At 64.5% G+C, this 17,051-nt stretch carries 14 protein-coding genes and 1 pseudogene; 7 read left to right on the top strand and 8 right to left on the bottom strand.

Annotation, left to right across the window (positions count from 1 at the left end):
- Positions 1–6: 6 nt before the first annotated feature.
- Positions 7–1,245 carry a GNAT family N-acetyltransferase gene (locus PT015_RS00300; protein WP_285187993.1) on the bottom strand — a complete coding sequence of 413 codons (1,239 nt, stop codon included), beginning with the start codon at positions 1,243–1,245 and terminating at the stop codon, positions 7–9.
- Positions 1,246–1,425: 180 nt separating this feature from the next.
- On the opposite strand from PT015_RS00300, the pseudogene PT015_RS00295 reads away from it, so the two are divergent.
- Positions 1,426–1,737: pseudogene (locus PT015_RS00295) on the top strand (MMPL family transporter); the annotation flags it as partial.
- Here PT015_RS00295 and PT015_RS00290 read toward each other — a convergent pair.
- The 3 genes from PT015_RS00290 to PT015_RS00280 all read right to left on the bottom strand — a co-directional run bounded on the left by PT015_RS00290 (position 1,683) and on the right by PT015_RS00280 (position 5,453).
- Positions 1,683–2,594 (bottom strand): DMT family transporter, encoded by a 912-nt coding sequence (locus tag PT015_RS00290; RefSeq protein ID WP_285187991.1) that lies wholly within the window; start codon positions 2,592–2,594, stop codon positions 1,683–1,685. The pseudogene PT015_RS00295 and the gene PT015_RS00290 sit on opposite strands and share 55 nt — an antisense overlap.
- Positions 2,595–2,652: 58 nt before the next feature.
- Entirely contained in the window at positions 2,653–3,378 is a 726-nt protein-coding gene (locus PT015_RS00285; protein ID WP_285187990.1) for a GAF and ANTAR domain-containing protein, read from the bottom strand.
- Between the two features lie 143 nt (positions 3,379–3,521).
- A complete protein-coding gene (locus PT015_RS00280) occupies positions 3,522–5,453 on the bottom strand; it encodes a glycoside hydrolase family 15 protein (RefSeq protein ID WP_285187989.1) in 1,932 nt (643 codons plus the stop codon).
- Here PT015_RS00280 and PT015_RS00275 point away from each other — a divergent pair.
- Entirely contained in the window at positions 5,426–6,379 is a 954-nt protein-coding gene (locus PT015_RS00275) for a TIGR03557 family F420-dependent LLM class oxidoreductase (RefSeq protein WP_285187988.1), read from the top strand. The genes PT015_RS00280 and PT015_RS00275 overlap by 28 nt on opposite strands.
- Here the strand turns inward: PT015_RS00275 and PT015_RS00270 are convergent.
- Complete coding sequence (locus PT015_RS00270; RefSeq protein ID WP_285187987.1) at positions 6,367–8,754, bottom strand: phosphoketolase family protein; 2,388 nt, start codon at positions 8,752–8,754, stop codon at positions 6,367–6,369. The genes PT015_RS00275 and PT015_RS00270 overlap by 13 nt on opposite strands.
- A 186-nt stretch (positions 8,755–8,940) precedes the next feature.
- Here PT015_RS00270 and PT015_RS00265 point away from each other — a divergent pair, with 186 nt between their 5' ends.
- Genes PT015_RS00265 through PT015_RS00245 form a run of 5 tightly spaced genes read left to right on the top strand, consistent with a single transcriptional unit; the run spans position 8,941 to position 13,521 of the window.
- Complete coding sequence (locus tag PT015_RS00265) at positions 8,941–9,219, top strand: hypothetical protein (RefSeq protein ID WP_285187986.1); 279 nt, start codon at positions 8,941–8,943, stop codon at positions 9,217–9,219.
- On the top strand, positions 9,220–10,623 hold the full coding sequence (locus PT015_RS00260) for a cytochrome P450 (protein ID WP_285187984.1): 1,404 nt from the start codon (positions 9,220–9,222) through the stop codon (positions 10,621–10,623).
- A 22-nt stretch (positions 10,624–10,645) separates the two neighbouring features.
- Positions 10,646–11,428 (top strand): SDR family NAD(P)-dependent oxidoreductase, encoded by a 783-nt coding sequence (locus PT015_RS00255; protein ID WP_285190842.1) that lies wholly within the window; start codon positions 10,646–10,648, stop codon positions 11,426–11,428.
- Between the two features lie 46 nt (positions 11,429–11,474).
- Positions 11,475–11,924, top strand: coding sequence for an SRPBCC family protein (locus PT015_RS00250; protein ID WP_285190841.1), 450 nt, complete (start codon positions 11,475–11,477; stop codon positions 11,922–11,924).
- Positions 11,911–13,521, top strand: coding sequence for a phytoene desaturase family protein (locus PT015_RS00245; RefSeq protein WP_285187982.1), 1,611 nt, complete (start codon positions 11,911–11,913; stop codon positions 13,519–13,521). The genes PT015_RS00250 and PT015_RS00245 overlap by 14 nt, the downstream gene beginning before the upstream one ends.
- A gap of 124 nt (positions 13,522–13,645) precedes the next feature.
- Here the strand turns inward: PT015_RS00245 and PT015_RS00240 are convergent, their stop codons facing one another.
- The 3 genes from PT015_RS00240 to PT015_RS00230 all read right to left on the bottom strand — a co-directional run bounded on the left by PT015_RS00240 (position 13,646) and on the right by PT015_RS00230 (position 17,019).
- Positions 13,646–14,731 carry a glycosyltransferase family protein gene (locus PT015_RS00240; RefSeq protein ID WP_285190840.1) on the bottom strand — a complete coding sequence of 362 codons (1,086 nt, stop codon included), beginning with the start codon at positions 14,729–14,731 and terminating at the stop codon, positions 13,646–13,648.
- Between the two features lie 108 nt (positions 14,732–14,839).
- Entirely contained in the window at positions 14,840–15,952 is a 1,113-nt protein-coding gene (locus tag PT015_RS00235) for a glycosyltransferase (protein ID WP_285187981.1), read from the bottom strand.
- Positions 15,949–17,019, bottom strand: coding sequence for a glycosyltransferase (locus PT015_RS00230; protein WP_285187980.1), 1,071 nt, complete (start codon positions 17,017–17,019; stop codon positions 15,949–15,951). The genes PT015_RS00235 and PT015_RS00230 overlap by 4 nt, the downstream gene beginning before the upstream one ends.
- Between the last annotated feature and the right edge of the window lie 32 nt (positions 17,020–17,051).

Here is a 17,051-nt window from a genome sequence, read left to right as displayed (position 1 = left end):
CGCCACTCAAAACAGCGTGTTGCAGAACGGAACTCGCTGCACGCGGAATATGTCGTCCAAGATGTGCATGGCACCTTCGCGCAACTCGGTGATGCGTCCGGCACGGACAAGTTCTGATGGCCGATGGGCGCCCGTGTAGATGGTCCCGAGGTCTGCGAGACTGATCTCGATGTCAGCGGGCCCCTCGTGAGGAAGGCATTTGCCGGCGCCATCGCGTACCTGTAGCAGAAATCTTCCGCCCGATAGATCAAGAGGATCAACGACTTCCAATGCAACGTCGGCGTCGGCCATGTAGCCACGTGCGCCGAGGGCCTCCGGCACGTCGTTGATGCGGACCCACAGCCAGTCGCTGACGGCGTCGACCTCGGCTGCACGCAGGTCCGTCAGCTTCAGCGGAAGAGCGTCGTCGAGGGGCGCGTCGATGCTGATGTGGTCGAACATCTCGAGTGTGAGCAACGCCGCGAGCAGTTCGGTGTGGGCTTCGTCGGTGACCGCACAGAAATCCTCGACCACGGTCGACCCGAGCGGAGGTCGGAACGCGTGGGTAGATTGACCGACGACGCGATAGGTCAGGAAACCGTCTGGATGTGTCGTGCAGTTCAACACCGATCCGTTACCCCGCTGGGTGGGCCGGTCCTCCAAGCTGTCGTTCCACCACGCGTCAGTACGTTGGACGGCGCCATTTGTTGCCGTGCACCATCTTTCGTAGATTTCAGGCAGCACGTGCCGCGCTTGTGCCGCATTGAGCTCACGCGTGTGGTAAGCCTCCGGCGGGTTGCGTAACGTCGCCGACCGTCGGTCGATGACGAGTTTTTGACTGTAGCTGGCTACGCCGGCGCCTACGTTGTCGTACATTTCGGTCTGCGTCGGGACGCCGCACACAATGGGATAGCCACGCTCGATCAGTATCTCAAGTCCTTTGAGGCTCAACTGCGCCCAGACTCCTCGCCCCTGGTGTGTCGACGCAACCGCCGTCATCGTGAGCCACGCGGCCCGCAACCGGGCGCCGCCGGGCACGGTGAGAAGTGTGCGGTAGACGATTGTGGTCCCGACGATGAAGGGATCATCAGGATCGGCGATATCTTCAGCGATCAGGATGTCTTCCAACTTCACGCGTTGTTTCCACGCCTCGATACTGGCCGCGTCTATCGGATCGCCGAATGTGCGTGCTTGATTCGCATACACTGCGTCCCAATCGTTTTCGTTCGGGTGCCGGACGACAATGTCGTTGGATGTCGTGGTCATCGCACTTCCCATTCATGGTTGTGTTGCAAGACGGCATCGATGCACCGCAGCTGCCCCGACTGAACTGCTGAATCCTGACCGACGTCTGTCGTCGCGTACCCTTCCAATGGTCCGATCAACCACCACCTCCGGGCAGGTAACCGTATCCCTCGGCGTGAGCTGCCGGGTGCCGCTACGGTGCGCGCGACCAACGACGAAAGCACCGCGCCCGGCATCGCCGGCATCGGTCGAGTCGTTACGACCGCAGCTGTGCTGATGTCGATTTCATTCGCCGCCTTGATTCCCGCCCACGTGTCTTTCAAGCCGATGTCAGGTGTCGGCTTGACGCTGGCGGCGATAGTCGATGCCACGTTGGTGCGAATGGCTCTGGTGCCGGCCTTCATTCATCTTCTGGTCCCTTGGACCTGGTGGGCGCCCAGATGGCTTGTCCGGCTGCGTCAGCGGCTGGCCACCGGCGACGACATCGAGTCAGAGTGCGTGTCGGCGTGCTGACGGGTGAGTCGCGCATCGATGCGGGCTAGCTGAAAGATGGCTACCGCCATCACGATCAGCGCCACACCGATCGCGATCAGACCGATTCGATCGGTGTCGAGCGTTTCATCGAGCACGACCACACCTAGTACGGCCGCCATCACGGGTTGCGCCATCTGCAGAGCCGGCATCGACGCGGTCAAAGGCCCCGCCCGAAATGCCAGCTGACCACCGATGAAGCCGCCCACCGCCACGGCCAGCGAGGCGAAGAACTCGGGGGCGTGCAGCACTGCCCCGTAGCCGTTGGCAAGTCGCGCGACGACCTCCTTGGTCAGCACGGCGAACGCGCCCCACATCGATCCGGCAAACAACGCGTACATCACCGCGGCCATCTCACCGCTGCTTGTTCGTCGGGCAATGACGAGACACCCGAGCATGATTGGACCGATCACCGCTCCCACCTGAGACCACGTGTGCAGCGAAGCGCTGAGGCGGCCTGCCTGTGGATTGCCGACAGTGACCACGACGATCACTGCGATGGTCAGTAGCCCGGCCCAGAGCCACTCGCCACCGCGCACCGGGCGATCGGTCAGTTTGGCGTTGACGGACAGCGCGAACAAGAGCGACAGCATCAGCAGCGCCTGCACGAGTAGCACCGAGCCCCGGCCCAGTGCAGCGGCTTGCAGCACGATGCTGGTGCCGAGCAACAGCACGCCGACTTGCCATTTCCGGTTGCACGCCAAGCCGACGAGCGAACGAAACCTGCCGACACCGCGATGAGCGATCCGATTCGCGGCGCGCTGCTGCAACACGTCACCGGTGGCGACGCACAATGCTGAACCCAGTGCGAGAAGGGCGGCGATGTCAGCCCCGTGCATACATCACCAGCGCGTCGACGAAAGCAACTGAGACGGAACGTATTCGACAGACCACGCGTCAGAGCGACGCGCGGTCGCCGGGGCGATTGCTTCCCGCGTGCTCGGCTTCAACGAGTCCCGCAGCAATCTCCGCTAACGGCGTGTTGGACGACTGGGACAATCGTTTGAGCAAGTCGAACGCCTGCTGGCTGCCGATTGAGAAGCGCTCCATGATCATCCCCTTCGCCTGACCGATGACGTCGCGAGAGGCCAAGGCTTCATGAAATTGAACATCGCGCCTGGCTAACGCCCACGCCACCGCGGTGTAGGCGCTGTATGCGAACGCGGTCTCCACCATGCCGACGTCGAAGGCATGCGGCTTCTCTGCATACATGTTGAGGGCACTGCGGCCTGGACGGTCGGTCGCAAGTGACAGACTCAGGACGGACCGTACGGGAGTGTGCTCTGCCGCGTAGCGACTGTATGCCGGCCAGCGTGGATCGTATTCGACGTCGTCGAGGCGGACGATGTCCTCGTGCTTGGCCGCCCACAGACATGGTCCCATGTGATAACGGGCTTGAACTTGGTCAAGCTCTTCGGGGATCGGGCCGGTCGACACTTCGGTGGTAACCACCTCTTTGGTGGAGACCGTGATGCCTGCGTGTTGTACGCACGGCAGGAGACGGACTGCGCCCGAGACTAATTCGGCTAGAAGATCACGCTCATTGATCTCTTGCCGTCGGAGCAACCGCTGGACGGACTCGGCCATCTGCTGGGTGAGGCGGGTTCGGTGATCGCTGACCATGCTCACTCCTCTCGTCGCGGCACAGGTCTTGGGCAGTCCGCGGTATCGAGTACCCGCCCGTCCGTCCCGCACCGATGAGTCGGCGCGACGCTTCGCATAGCGGCCCTGCGCTTCGCACGCCGGCTATCGGCTGTTTACCGCGCCTACTCCCCCAGATCCAGTGCGGCGCCGATGAGTGCGAGGTGCGACAGCCCCTGCGGGAGGTTGCCGAGGAACGCGTTGTCGGAGGGATCGATCATTTCGGCGAGTATGCCGACGTCGTTGGTCAGCGCAACCAACGTGTCCATGAGTGTGCGGGCTTCATCGTTGCGGCCCACGTGATGCAGTGCCGAGACCGTCCAGAACGCGCATGCAACAAAGGTGCCCTCACCTTCCTCGCGGGCGCCGCTGTACCGGTACATGAGTGGTCCGACGCTCAACTCACGGCGGATGGCATCGATCGTGGCCGACATCCGCGCGCCGCGGTTGAAGCCGCTCCCGGCGTGCAGAAGGACTGATGCATCGAGCTGCCCGCTACCCGGGTACCACTCGTAGCTCTGCAGTTCATCAGACCAGCAGTTGCGGTCTACCCATTCCGCGATACGGTCGGCTTCTGCGGCCCACCGGCTCGCGTCTCCCGGAATCTGGCCGACGTCGACGAGGTGGACCGCGCACCGAAGGGCTTGCCAGCAGCCGATTTTGGAGCTGGTGAAGTGCTGTTGTTCGCTGAGTTCCCACATTCCGGCGTCGCGCCTGCGCCAGTCGTCGCAAGCCTGATCGGCCCAATCGGCCATCAGATGGCCGGTATCGGTATCGAGAACATGGCCGGCGTCGACGTAGAGGCGAACCATGTCGAACAGGTCGGCAAAAATGCTGAGTTGGCGCTGGCACCGCGCCCAATTTCCGGTGACGACAGGTTCGATGCCGCGCCATCCCGGAACCTCATGGGTGACGATGTCCTCGGGCACCGAGCCGTCGAGTGTGAAGAACACCCCGACCTGAGGGCCGTGTTGACGCACCGTGCGCAGCAACCAGCTGACGGCGGCGTGGGTCTCTTCACGAATTCCCAAGCGGCGCAACGCCGACAAGGTGTAGGCCGCGTCACGGATCCACGCGTAGCGATAGTCCCAGTTCTTTCCGCCGGCCAGGCACTCGGGGAGCGACGTGGTCGCTGCCGCCGCGATTGCCCCAGTCGGGGCATAGATCAGCAACTTGAGCGCCAACGCGCTGCGATGCAGCGCGGCATCCCAGGGTCCGTGTGAGCCGAGTTGGGAGAACCATTGCGACCAGGCGGTGACGGTGCGATCGATGCCGCGATCGATGTTTCGCGCGTCGGACAGCATGAGGGGTTCGGCTTCGGACGCGACGAGTCCGATGATGCGCCGATCGCCGTGCGCCATCTCGAACGTTCCTGACACGGACTGGTCGGTGCGATCGACGGTCATTCCGTCGGAGACGCACACCGATACCGTCAAATCCGCGATCCGACACACGGTGCCGTGCGGGGTGTCGCGCGCCCACGGTGATGCGGTGTTCAACCGCGTGCCCGGCGCCACGCACCAGCGCATCGGCACTGTCCCAGAGACACCCTCTATCCGGCGGCCGAGTTCCGACCAGGGCAGGCGACCCGCTACCCCGACGTTGAGTGCATCGGTCACCTGGACACATCCGGACTCGGTGACGAATGTTGTCTCCAGTACGTTGGTGTCGCCGACATAACGCCGGCGCGACGTGAACGGCACGGTGGGCGTCAATTCAATTCTGCCGCCGTTGAATTGGTCGAGAAGGGCGGCGAAGACAGGCATGGAGTCGAGGTCAGGCAGCGGCAGCCAGTCGATCGCCCCGTCGAGGGCGACGAGTGCGATGGTGCGGCCGTCACCGATCGCTGCGTAGGAGCGAAGGTCGGCGAATCCGGCTCGACGGTTGGGCGATTCGCTCGGCAGAGTCGTCTCTGGGTCGAGTTCGGGCCGACGGCTGCGGCGGTCGTCTTGTGCGATGAATGAGAAGTTCCCGTCCCGATTATGGCTAAACCTGGCGTAGGCGCCGTGTGGGTCGGGTACCCGCTGTGATGTCGAAAATCGGATACTTCTTGTCATGCGAACAGTTCGGACCGAAAGAGCTTGTGGATCAAGCGAAGCGGGCTGAGGCGGCAGGCTTTGACGCACTGTGGATCTCGGATCACTTCCATCCGTGGACCGACCGGCAGGGCAACAGTCCGTTCGTGTGGGGGGTTATCGGCGCGCTGTCGCAGGTCACGTCGCTGCCAGTCTCGACCGCGGTCACTTGTCCGACCGTCCGGATGCACCCGGCCATCGTCGCGCACGCAGCAGCAACGGCGGCGGTCCAATTGGGCGGCAAGTTCGTGCTCGGTGTGGGCAGTGGCGAAGCGCTTAACGAGCACGTTCTCGGCGACCCCTGGCCCTCGGTCGGAAAACGGCTGAGCATGCTCGAGGAAGCGGTCGACGTCATTCGGCAGTTGCACCGCGGCGATGAAATCAGCCATCACGGAAAGCATTACGAGGTCCAGGAGGCCCGGCTCTACACGCTGCCCGAGGATTCAATGCCGATATATGTGTCGGGATTCGGGCCGCAGGCCGCTGAGCTGGCCGGCCGGATCGGTGACGGATTTGCCACCGCGACGCCGGACGCCGACCTAATCAAAGCGTTCCGCGACGCCGGCGGCGGTGACAAGCCGGTGCAGGCCGGCACGAAGGTCAGTTGGGACCGCGACGCCGACAAGGGACTAGACATCGCCCACCACCTGTGGGCCAATGAGAGTCTGCCGGGCCAACTGTCGCAGATCCTGCCGAGGCCCAAGGATTTCGAAGCGGCCAGCCAATTGGTGCCCAAAGACGCCGTCGCCGAATCCGTGACGTCGGGCCCAGACCCCGAACAGCACGCAGCGCAACTTCGGCAGTACCTGGACGCGGGTGTCGATGAGGTCTACGTGCAGCAGATCGGACCGGATCTGGAAGGGTTCTTCGAATCGTGGCAGCGCGATGTCTTACCTCAATTGGCCTGAGCAACCCCGGGCCCGTCCGATGCCCAGGTCCAGCCGGAGATCCGCGGATCGTCTTCGCCGTGTTCACGGGTGTAGCGGCGGGCATCAAGACGAGCGTCGGCCATCTGCTGGCGTAGCACCGCGGCATTGACCGCCAACCCGTCCACCCGGTCGATGACGTCCATGACCAAATGGAAGCGATCGAGATCGTTCAGCATCACCATGTCGAACGGCGTCGTCGTGGTGCCTCGCTCTTTGAAACCCCGAACGTGCACGTGATCGTGGTTGGCTCGGCCGTAGGTCAACCGGTGGATCAGCCACGGGTAACCGTGGTAGGCGAAGATGACCGGCGTGTGAGTGCCGAACAGCGCGTCGAACTCGTTGTCCGGTAAGCCATGTGGGTGTTCTGAGTCCGGCTGCAGCCGCATCAGGTCCACGACGTTGACGACGCGAACAGCCAGATCGGGTAATTCGCGACGCAAGATGTCGGCCGCGGCCAGTGTCTCCAGTGTTGGAATGTCGCCGGCGCAGCCGAGAACGACGTCGGGTTCGGCGGTCGCGCTGCTGGCCCACTGCCAAATGCCCAGGCCTCGGGTGCAGTGTGCGACCGCCGCGTCCATGTCGAGGTAGGCCAGTGCGGGTTGTTTACCGGCCACGATGACGTTGACGTAGTCGCGGCTGCGCAGGCAGTGATCCGCGACGGACAACAGCGTGTTCCCGTCCGGCGGCAGGTAGACCCGCGTGATCTCGGCGCGCTTGTTCGCGACCAGGTCGATAAACCCGGGGTCCTGATGGGTGGCGCCGTTGTGGTCTTGGCGCCAAACATGGGAACTGAGTAGATAATTGAGCGATGCGATGGGTTGGCGCCAGGTCAGCTCCCGGCTGGTGGCCAGCCATTTAGCGTGCTGGTTGAGCATCGAGTCGACAATGTGCACAAAGGCCTCGTAGCAGTTGAATAAGCCGTGCCGCCCGGTGAGTAGGTAGCCTTCCAGCCAACCCTGGCAGAGGTGCTCGGAAAGTATTTCCATCACGCGGCCCGACCGCGACAGGTTCTCGTCGGTCGGCAGTCGCTGCGCCTGCCAGGCCTTGTCGGTCGAGTCATACACCGCATCAAGCCGATTCGACGCGGTCTCGTCGGGTCCCATAAGGCGGAATCGATCGCCGTTGCGGGCGATCACGTCACGCAAATACGTCCCGAGCACCCGGGTTGCTTCGTGGGTTTCGGTGCCGGGCGCGGCGACGGGCACCGCGTAGTCCCGGAAATCTGGCAGGTCCAGATCGTGCAGCAGCAGGCCACCATTGGCGTGCGGGTTGGCACTCATGCGGCGGGTTCCGGTCGGTGCCAACGCACGCAGCTCAGGCCGCAACGCACCGTCGGCGTCGAACAACTCCTCCGGCGCGTAGCGGCGTAGCCAGTCTTCAAGTTGCGCGCGATGGGTGGGGTTGTCCCGTGTTTCTGGCAGCGGCACCTGGTGGGCGCGCCACGTCCCCTCCACCTGTTTGCCGTCGACCTGTTCCGGACCGGTCCAGCCTTTCGGCGTGCGCAGCACGATCATCGGCCAAACCGGCCGCTCGGTCACGCCGGATTCGCGAGCATCGTGCTGTATCGCGGAGATCGTGTCGAAGGCGTCGTCGAGGGCGGCTGCGAGTTGCTGGTGGACGTCGGCGGGGTCGTCTCCGGCAACTGTGATCGGGTGGTACCCGTAGCCGCGGAGCAGCGACTCGAGTTCGCCGTGCGGAATACGGGCCAGCACGGTCGGGTTCGCGATTTTGTAACCATTCAGGTGCAGGATCGGCAGCACCGCCCCGTCGCTGATGGGGTCGAGGAACTTATTCGAGTGCCAGCCCGCTGCGAGCGGGCCGGTCTCCGCCTCACCGTCGCCGACAACGCAGGCGACAACTAGGTCGGGGTTGTCGAACGCCGCACCGTATGCGTGCACCAGCGAGTATCCGAGTTCGCCTCCCTCGTGGATGGAGCCCGGGGTCTGAGCCGCCACATGGCTGGGAATTCCGCCGGGAAAAGAGAACTGTCGGAACAGTTTTCGTAAGCCCTCGGCGGTCTCTTCGACGCCGGTGTAAATCTCGCTGTAGGTGCCTTCGAGGTACGCGTTGGCAACCAGACCGGGGCCGCCGTGGCCGGGACCGGTGATGAAAATGACGTTCGCGTCGCGGTTCCGGATGACGCGGTTCAGGTGTGCATACAGCAGATTCAGCCCCGGGGTGGTGCCCCAGTGCCCCAGCAGGCGGGGTTTGACATGCTCCGCGGTCAGCGGTTCCCGCAGCAAGGGGTTGTCGAGCAGGTAGATCTGTCCCACCGACACATAGTTGGCCGCGCGCCAATACGCGTCGATTCCGACACGTTCGTCATCGGACAGTATCTGCGCGGGTGTGGTCATTCTCCGATTGTGCGCAGTCCGCGCGCCGGGCGCACCCAGTGCAGTTGAGCACCCGTGCACCGCCGTTATACGGAGCTTCCACGTTTGCGTGCGCCCGTGTTGGGGGTAGTCAGCAGCTTCCAGTGAGGGCGCTAAGACGCGAGTCGTCCACTCGATACAGATCACGTGGTCTAGAGGAGACGCCCCATGGAAGGTCGCGACGCGCGACTGTCGTATGACGATCTGGTCCACGTATTCAAGGTCGCTCTCAATCGAGTGCTCGCCGGCGGGATCATGCCACCCATCACCGTTCTCGCGGATGCCCGTCTGACGTTGGCACTCCTTGGCGTGTGCCACGCGGTTCGCAACGGCCGCCCGACGCCATATCCGGTCTCGCGCGCATGCGCGGCGTTCGCAGAATTCGCCGCGCAGCACGACAAGCATCAACGCTCGGTCGATAGCCGTCGGTTGAGGGCGGTTCGATAGATGACGCATCAGGTTGCGCACCAACAGAACACACGCGGTGACGCGGCTGCCCGCGGGCACCGCCTCACCGGCCCGCGAGCGGTCGCGGCGCTGGCGGACCTCGGTTTGTCGTCGATCGCCGCCGGCGTGCTGGCCCGTCGCCGGCCCGCGGTGCGGGTGCTCGAAACGGCCCAAGCCGATCGTCGCGCGGTAGCCCGAATGAAAAAGTTACGAGGAGAATTCGGCCGCGGGCCGGTCGAACTGGTGCTGCCCGGCCGCCGAATCCTCGTGATTCTCGACCCCAACGACGTCGGCCGCGTGCTCGACGATTCGCCTGCCCCCTTCCACCCCGCCAACCTCGAGAAACGCAAAGCGCTGCAATGGTTTCAGCCGCACGGCGTCTTGATCACCCAGGGACCGATCCGTCGGCAGCGGCGAGAGCTCAACGAGTCCGCCCTGGATTTCGGCGACGAGATACATCATCTCGCCGGCGACTTCTCTCTTGTCATCGCCGAGGAAGTCGATGCCATCGCCACCGAGGCGCGGCGCACCGGGACGCTGACGTCATCACGGTTCATGACCGGGTGGTGGCGCCTGGTACGCCGGGTGATGCTGGGTCCTGATGCGCGCGACGACGAAACGATCACCGATGAGTTGATGCATCTACGCAAAGCCGGCAACTGGTCGTTTCTGGCGTTGCCGCAATATCGGCGCCGATCGCGATTCCTCGAACACCTCCAGGGCTACGCGGAAAACCCGCATCCCAATACCCTGGCCGGCGCTTTGGCCCAGGTGCCGGCTGGTGGGGCGATCGACCCGGTGGGCCAGATGCCGCAGTGGATGTTCGCCTTCGACGCGGCCGGAATGGCACTGATGCGGGCGCTCGCACTGTTGTCGACACATCCCGATGCCCTATGGCGCGCCATCGAGGACTCCGCTGCGCCGCATTCCCCGCAGACGAGAGAGTTCCTTCGCGCGGCCGTGTTGGAGTCGGTGCGTCTGTGGCCCACCACGCCAACGATCCTTCGCGACACCGTCGAGGACACCGAATGGGACAGTGACGGCGACCGATTCACCATCGCCGCCGGCACCGGAGTCATGATCGTGACACCGGCGTTTCACCGCGACGACCAGCTGCTGCCGTTCGCGCACCGGTTCGTTCCCGAGATCTGGCTCGACGGCACCGCGCACCTCTACCGGCAACTCGCGCCGTTCAGCGCCGGTCCTGCCGAATGCCCCGGTCGCAATCTGGTGCTGTTCGTGACGTCGACGGTGATCGCCCAGCTATTGACCCAGCTGCGCCTGACGCTTCAGTCGACCCCGCACCTGTCCCCGGATCGACCGCTCCCCATGACACTCAACCAGCTGACCCTGGAGTGGGCCGCCGAGCCTGCATCCGGGACGCGACTGACCGACAACGGTTGACACGGACATGCCCCAGCAAGACATGCAGTTGGCGGTGGTGACCGGCGCATCGAGCGGCATTGGCCTCGAGCTTGCCCGCCTGTTCGCGGCCGACAACTACGATCTCGTGATCGTCGCCGAGGATGACGCCATCCATTCTGCCGCAGCGGAACTCGCTGACGGCGGCATCACCATCGAAGCCGTGCAGCAGGACATGCGGGACGACGGCGCAGTCGAACGAGTCTACGACGTTGTCAGCCAAGGCGGCACCCGCGCGCCGGCGGCGATGGCGTTTAACGTCGGCATTGGTCGAACGGGCCGATTCATCGACGGCTCTGCACAGCGAGATCTCGACATCATTGATGTCAACGTACGCTCGACGGTGCACCTCGCCAAGCTCGTCTTGCGAGATATGGCGTGGCGGAACCAGGGCCAGGCACTGTTCACCTCGTCGGTCGTCGCGATGATGCCCGGATCCCACCAGACGATGTACAACGCCTCCAAGTCGTTCATCCAATCCTTCGCCGAAGGCCTGCACGACGAATTCCGCGGCACCGGGGTGTCGGTGACGTCGCTGATGCCGGGACCGACCGACACCGAGTTCTTCCGCCGTAATGACATGGCGGGCACCGTCTTGGCCCGCCTGCCCTTCAAAGACGATCCGGCCGACACCGCGAGGCAGGGATATCTCGCGATGAATCGCGGTCAGCAAAAGGTTGTGGCGTCTTCGTTCACCAGCAAACTGATGGGCGCCGCGTTGCGTGTCCTGCCGGATTCATTGAAAGCAATGGGCAACCGAATCTTTACCATCCCGCTCGGAAAGTAGCAGCAAGCCAAAGGATTCGACGGTGACTCAAGAACTCGAACGCGCAATGGCGGTCAAGCGGAACACCACGGCCAGTCGCGCCGACGTGTGGGCCGCGATCGCCGACGGGTGGACCTACTCGCAATGGGTGGTCGGCAACAGTCGCATGCGTGCCGTCGATCCGCACTGGCCGCAGACCGGTAGCACCATCCGCCATTCCGTCGGTGTCTGGCCACTGCTGCTGAACGACACAACGATCGTCGAGGACTGTGAGCCTCCACGGTTGCTGGTGCTGCAAGCCAAAGGAAGACCTTTCGGCAAAGCACGAATTACGATGCGGCTGTTCGACCTTGGCGACGGCGGCTGCCGCATCGAGATGGCCGAAGTCCCCGTCGGCGCCCCGCTGGGATGGGTGCCGAAGCGGCTGGCGCTGGCGGCCGCGTTTCCGCGCAACCGGGAATGCACCGCCCGTCTCGCAATGATCGCCGAACGTCGAACCCCCGATGACGCCGAGTAGCGCCGGGGTCAGTGACAGTGCGGACGCGGTCGTCATCGGCGCTGGGCACAACGGGTTGGTGGCCGCGGCAATGCTGGCCGACGCCGGGTGGGACGTCATCGTCCTCGAAGCACAAGCCGAGCCGGGCGGCGCGGTCAAAAGCGCCGAGCTGATCCCCGGCTACATAAGCGATCTCTACAGCGCCTTCTATCCGCTGTCGGTGGCGTCGCCCGCGTTACAAGCTCTGCAGCTCGAAGACCACGGTTTGCGGTGGACGCACGCGCCGGCCGTGGTGGGGCATGCGCGCAGCGGAGCCGACGAGGACGCTGCCGTCATCTACCGCGAAATCGACCGCACTGCAAGTGAATTAGATCGCCATACGCCGGGCGACGGGCGACGTTGGTGTGATCTCTTCCTGGAGTGGGAGCGGATCAAAGAACCACTGTTGCAGACCCTGTTCGCGCCGTTTCCGCCGGTGCGCGGGCCGATCGGGCTGCTCCGACGGCTCGGCACTGCCGACGCGCTGCGGCTCGCGCATCTGCTGCTGCTGCCCGCCGGGGTGATGGCCGAACGACTCTTTGCCGGCGACGCGGCCCGTCTGCTCCTGTTGGGCAACGCGATGCACGCCGACGTGCCCATCGATGCGCCGGCCAGCGGTGTGATGGGTTTCTTGCTGATCATGCTGGCGCAGAGCGGCGGCTTTCCCGTCCCGGTCGGCGGCGCGGGACAGCTGACGGCCGCACTGGTGCGCCGAGCCGAATACGCGGGTGCGCGCATCGAGTGCGCTCAGACCGTCGAATCGATCGGCGTCAGCGGCGACCGGGCGACCGACGTCCGCACCACCGGTGGCAGATCGGTCAGATGCCGACGCGCGGTCATCGCCGACACCTCCGCGCCGCAGCTGTATCAGCAACTACTACCCGCGGCGTCGCTGCCCGCCCGCCTGCGCGACGGCCTGGACCGCTTTGTGTGGGATACGCCGGTGCTGAAGATCAACTACGCCCTCGACTCGCCAATACCGTGGCGCGCAAAGAATCTGAGTGACGCCGGAACGGTGCACCTGGGCGGCGACCACAACGGACTGATCCGCTGGATGGCCGACCTGAACACCCGCACGCTGCCGGAGCACCCGTTCGTCTTGTTCGGGCAGATGACTACAGCGGATGCGACGCGGTCTGCTGCCGGCACCGAAAGTGCTTGGGCCTACACACATCTCCCCCGCGGCCTGGCCGATGACCATGCCGCCGAGCGGTTGGCAGAGAGGGTCGACCGCGTCCTCGAGGAGCACGCCCCGGGATTTCGGGGGCGCATAGTCGGCAAGGTCACGCAGCGGCCGTCGGACTTGGAGCACAGCGACGCGAATCTGCACACCGGCGCCGTGAACGGCGGCACATCGCAGTTGTTTCAGCAACTTGTCTTTCGTCCCGCTCCTGGATTCGGCGGCGCGACAACCCCGCTGCAGAACGTGTTCCTCGGCAGCGCGGGCGCATCACCGGGAGGCGGGGTGCATGGAATCTGTGGACGCAACGCGGCCCGCGCAGCGCTGGCCGCCGCGGGGGCGACCGGGTGGCCGCGGCGAGGAATCAACCGCGCCGTCACGAAGCTGTTGTCAGGCTGATCGCGTTTCATTTCTGGCGGTCAAGGAAATCGCGCAGTGCAATGTTGCATGTTCGCTATTCGACGACTGCGAGATTCGGCGCAGTAGTTCGAAGGCCTCATAGGCGTCGGTGCCGCGCCGCAGTTCACACGCTGCCGGCACGGCCCCTCTTTACCGCGTTGTAGATGTCGCGATGGGCAGCGGCTAGCGCTACCCGTTCGTGCCGACGCTGCGGCCACGTTGCCCGAGAAGGCGGTCGCCGGTCTTTGTGTTGGTTGTACAGTCGGTTCACCGCCGACCGCAGCGATTGCGGATCGAAAGTCGTCTCGCTGAGTTCGAATGTCTCGCATGGCTTTTGCTCGTGATAAAACCCGCAACGCGGCGCGACAACCGCGGTGCCGAGGTCGTAACAGGCTTCCAGCCAGCCTGAGTGCGTACCGAATCGGTACGGCAGCACCGAGACAGTCAACCCAGACAGGTATGACCATAATTGGGCTTCGGAGAAATAAGGATGGACCACGACCCGAACCGCGTTTCGTTTCCCGTAAGCCCTCAGTGCCGCACCGTCGACAGGCGCGTAGAAGTGACTGTCTGGCTCGAAGATTTCGTCGTGGACGTTGATCACCAGTTCCGCATCGGGCAACTTGGCCACCGTGTCAGCCAGGGTATCGAGGACGGGAAACGGGTCCATGTTGGCCCGCAAGCTCTTGACATGCACGCCGACGACGAATTGCTCGCGGCGGGTGCGGCGTCGTTCAATGAGGCAGCGCTGCACTACATGCGGATGCGGCAACACAGCGGGCTTCCTGTCCCACCGCGCGCAAATGCTGTCTGCCGCACCGGGAGTCAGCGTGATGACCGCGTTGGCCGCCGCCATCAACATGTCCAGATGTGCGTGCTGGGAGGTGGCGTCGCGCTGGCGCGGGTTGCGCAGGTCGTGCGCGGTGTACACCAGAGGTTTGCCGACTCGGCGCAACTCGCGCAGCGCCGCAGCCATGGCGTCGGATGTAAGAGTGTCGAATCCGAAATGCACATGAAACACGTCGAATTCGCGGTGATGTGCCGCAATCCAGGTCGGATCCAACATGAGCGGCGGCCACCACCCACCGGGCACGATGCGCCGGTCAGCCGGGATCGGATCGGCTAGCCGTACAACTCTGGTGCGTGCAGCGGGGTCGCTGAGATGTTGGACATAGACGTGGGAAGCCGGCACGGACGCGATACGAAGCACCACGACTCCCTCGTCACACTGGGACGCGACAGGGGCTGCATCGCGGGACTTACCGAGCCGTGGCCCGACCCGGATAACAGCTCAGCGAGTTCCCCGCCACGGCCGTCTTCAATCAGATGACGTCCGCGCGGTCAACGCTGCGCGTCGCTCATGCCGTTCGATCATCTGGGTGTACATCGCGTCATAGCGCAGGAGCATTGCTTGCTCCGAGCAACGCTGTTCGGCGCAGCGTCGCACGTCCATGCGCGATATGGCCTCGGCGTCGGCGACGGCTGCGGCCATCGCCGAGGTGTCCCCTGCGGCTATGAGACGCCCGCAGCGGTCGTCGACGAGTTCGGGAATCCCGCCACGTGCGAAGGCCACCACCGGGGTGCCACACGCCAGCGCCTCGGCGACCACTAATCCGTACGGCTCGTCCCATACGGGTGTCACCAGTGCCGCCGACGCCGCTCCCACGAGGCCTGCGAGTTCACGCTGGGATAGATGCCCGGCGTAGGTCACGGTCTCACTGAGGCGCGGCGCGATGGCGTCGTCAAAAAAATCGCGGTCGCTGCGTGGGCCGGCCAGGACCAACCGGCGGCCGGCCTTTCGCGCCGCTTCGATCGCCAAGTGCGGTCCTTTCTCGGCAGTAAGCCGACCAAACCACACCAGTCCGTCGCCGCCGGAGCCGAGCGGCCACTGGTCGGTGGCGATGCCGTTGGGGACGACGTCGACGTCGGCCAGCACCGATGACCACGTGCGCGCGGTGTGCCGACTCACTGCCGCAAAGCGCGCCGACGTGCCGCCGCCGGCGGCTATCGCCGACTCGAGCCACGGCGTGGGAGGTGTGTGCAGCGAGACCAGCATGGGCGCATCCACGGTCGGCGCCAGCGCCACCGGCAGATAGTGCAGGCTGTGATTGTGGATGACATCGAAGCGCTCGGGGCACCGCGCGAGGTCGAGCATGAGTGCCAGGTAGGCGTGGTGATCAGCCATGAAAGTGGCATGAGGCATCGACTCGTCATGGGCCGCGGTGCGGGTGAGCGTCAGCTCATGCACCGAGAGTCGGGTGCAGTCCAGTTCGGGGTCGCTGCCTGGTGCCGCGAACAAACTGACGTGGTGGCCGGCGGCGACGAGGCTGTGCGTCAGGTGCCAGACGTGAGCTTCCAAACCGCCGGCAAAAGGTTGCGCGATGGGATAGCGGTTAGACGCGACGATGGCGATCCGCAGGGCGCGCTTCATTGCCGGACCGCGTGGTAGAGATCGTGGTGGGCCGCAGCTAGCGCGACGCGCTCGGCACACCGTTGAGGCCACGTTGCACGCGGGGGGTGCTCGTTCTCGCGGTATCGCCGATGTAGGCGGCGCACAGCAGCCCTCAGCGATTCCGCATCGAAGCTGTGCTCGCTGAATTCGTATGTCTCGCAGGGGCGTTGCTCATCGAAGAAGCCGCAGCGCGGGGCGACGACCGCGGTGCCGAGGTCATAGCAGGCTTCGAGCCATCCCGAGTGTGTCCCGAACCGGTACGGGAGCACCGAGACGTTCAGGGCAGACAGGTAGGCCCACAGTTGAGCTTCGGAGAAATATGGGTGCACCATCACCCGCACGTGCGGACGGCGGGAATACGCCATCAGTGCGGCGCCGGCGTCGGGGGCGTACCAGTGGTTGTCCGGTTTGAACAGTTCGTCGTGCACATTGATCAGGAGTCGAGCTCCCGGGAGCCCGGTCACCAGGTCCGCCAGGGTGTCCAGCACCGGGAACGGGTCCATATTGGCGCGCAGACTCTTGACGTGTACGCCAATGGTGAAGTGTTCGCTGTTGCGGCGGCGTTTTCGTTCGATCAGGGAGCGTTGAGCGACGTGTGGATGTGGTAGCACGGTCACGGCACAGTCCCATTGCTGGCGAATCTGTTGAGCCGCACCGGGTGTCAGCGTAATGACTTCGTCTGCAGCCGGGACCAGCAGATCGAGGTGCGCGCGATGCGCCGTGGGATCCGGGTGATGCGGGTTTCGCAGGTCATGAGCGGTGTACACCAAGGGTTTGCCGCGACGCCGTAATTCGGTCAGTACCTTCGCCAGGGTGTCGGCGCTCAACGCGTCAAAGCCGAAATGTACGTGGAACACGTCGAATTGGTGATGATGCGTAGCGATCCAATCGGGTTCCAGCATCAGCGGTGGCCACCAGGCGCCCGGCACTGTGCTGCCGTGGGTCGGCACGGGATCAGGTAACCGCACAACAGTCGCCGCCGCCGCGGGATCGGCGAGATGGCGTACGTAGACATGCGATTCCGGCACTGACGCGACACGCAGCAAACGACACCCCAAACGTACGAAATGGGCGCGAC

The sequence above is a fragment of the Candidatus Mycobacterium wuenschmannii genome (assembly GCF_030252325.1).
In the GTDB taxonomy this organism is placed as follows: Bacteria; Actinomycetota; Actinomycetes; order Mycobacteriales; family Mycobacteriaceae; genus Mycobacterium; species Mycobacterium wuenschmannii.
The sequence above is the reverse complement of the archived record's forward strand: the minus strand, read 5'-3'. Positions and strand labels throughout refer to the sequence as shown.

What these genes read in the sequence shown, in the direction of transcription:
- PT015_RS00300 (WP_285187993.1), bottom strand. Translation starts at nt 1,245, where the DNA reads ATGACCACGACATCCAACGACATTGTCGTCCGGCACCCGAACGAAAAC.
- PT015_RS00290 (WP_285187991.1), bottom strand. Translation starts at nt 2,594, where the DNA reads ATGCACGGGGCTGACATCGCCGCCCTTCTCGCACTGGGTTCAGCATTG.
- PT015_RS00285 (WP_285187990.1), bottom strand. Translation starts at nt 3,378, where the DNA reads ATGGTCAGCGATCACCGAACCCGCCTCACCCAGCAGATGGCCGAGTCC.
- PT015_RS00275 (WP_285187988.1), top strand. Translation starts at nt 5,426, where the DNA reads ATGTCGAAAATCGGATACTTCTTGTCATGCGAACAGTTCGGACCGAAA.
- PT015_RS00280 (WP_285187989.1), bottom strand. Translation starts at nt 5,453, where the DNA reads ATGACAAGAAGTATCCGATTTTCGACATCACAGCGGGTACCCGACCCA.
- PT015_RS00270 (WP_285187987.1), bottom strand. Translation starts at nt 8,754, where the DNA reads ATGACCACACCCGCGCAGATACTGTCCGATGACGAACGTGTCGGAATC.
- PT015_RS00265 (WP_285187986.1), top strand. Translation starts at nt 8,941, where the DNA reads ATGGAAGGTCGCGACGCGCGACTGTCGTATGACGATCTGGTCCACGTA.
- PT015_RS00260 (WP_285187984.1), top strand. Translation starts at nt 9,220, where the DNA reads ATGACGCATCAGGTTGCGCACCAACAGAACACACGCGGTGACGCGGCT.
- PT015_RS00255 (WP_285190842.1), top strand. Translation starts at nt 10,646, where the DNA reads ATGCAGTTGGCGGTGGTGACCGGCGCATCGAGCGGCATTGGCCTCGAG.
- PT015_RS00250 (WP_285190841.1), top strand. Translation starts at nt 11,475, where the DNA reads ATGGCGGTCAAGCGGAACACCACGGCCAGTCGCGCCGACGTGTGGGCC.
- PT015_RS00245 (WP_285187982.1), top strand. Translation starts at nt 11,911, where the DNA reads ATGACGCCGAGTAGCGCCGGGGTCAGTGACAGTGCGGACGCGGTCGTC.
- PT015_RS00235 (WP_285187981.1), bottom strand. Translation starts at nt 15,952, where the DNA reads ATGAAGCGCGCCCTGCGGATCGCCATCGTCGCGTCTAACCGCTATCCC.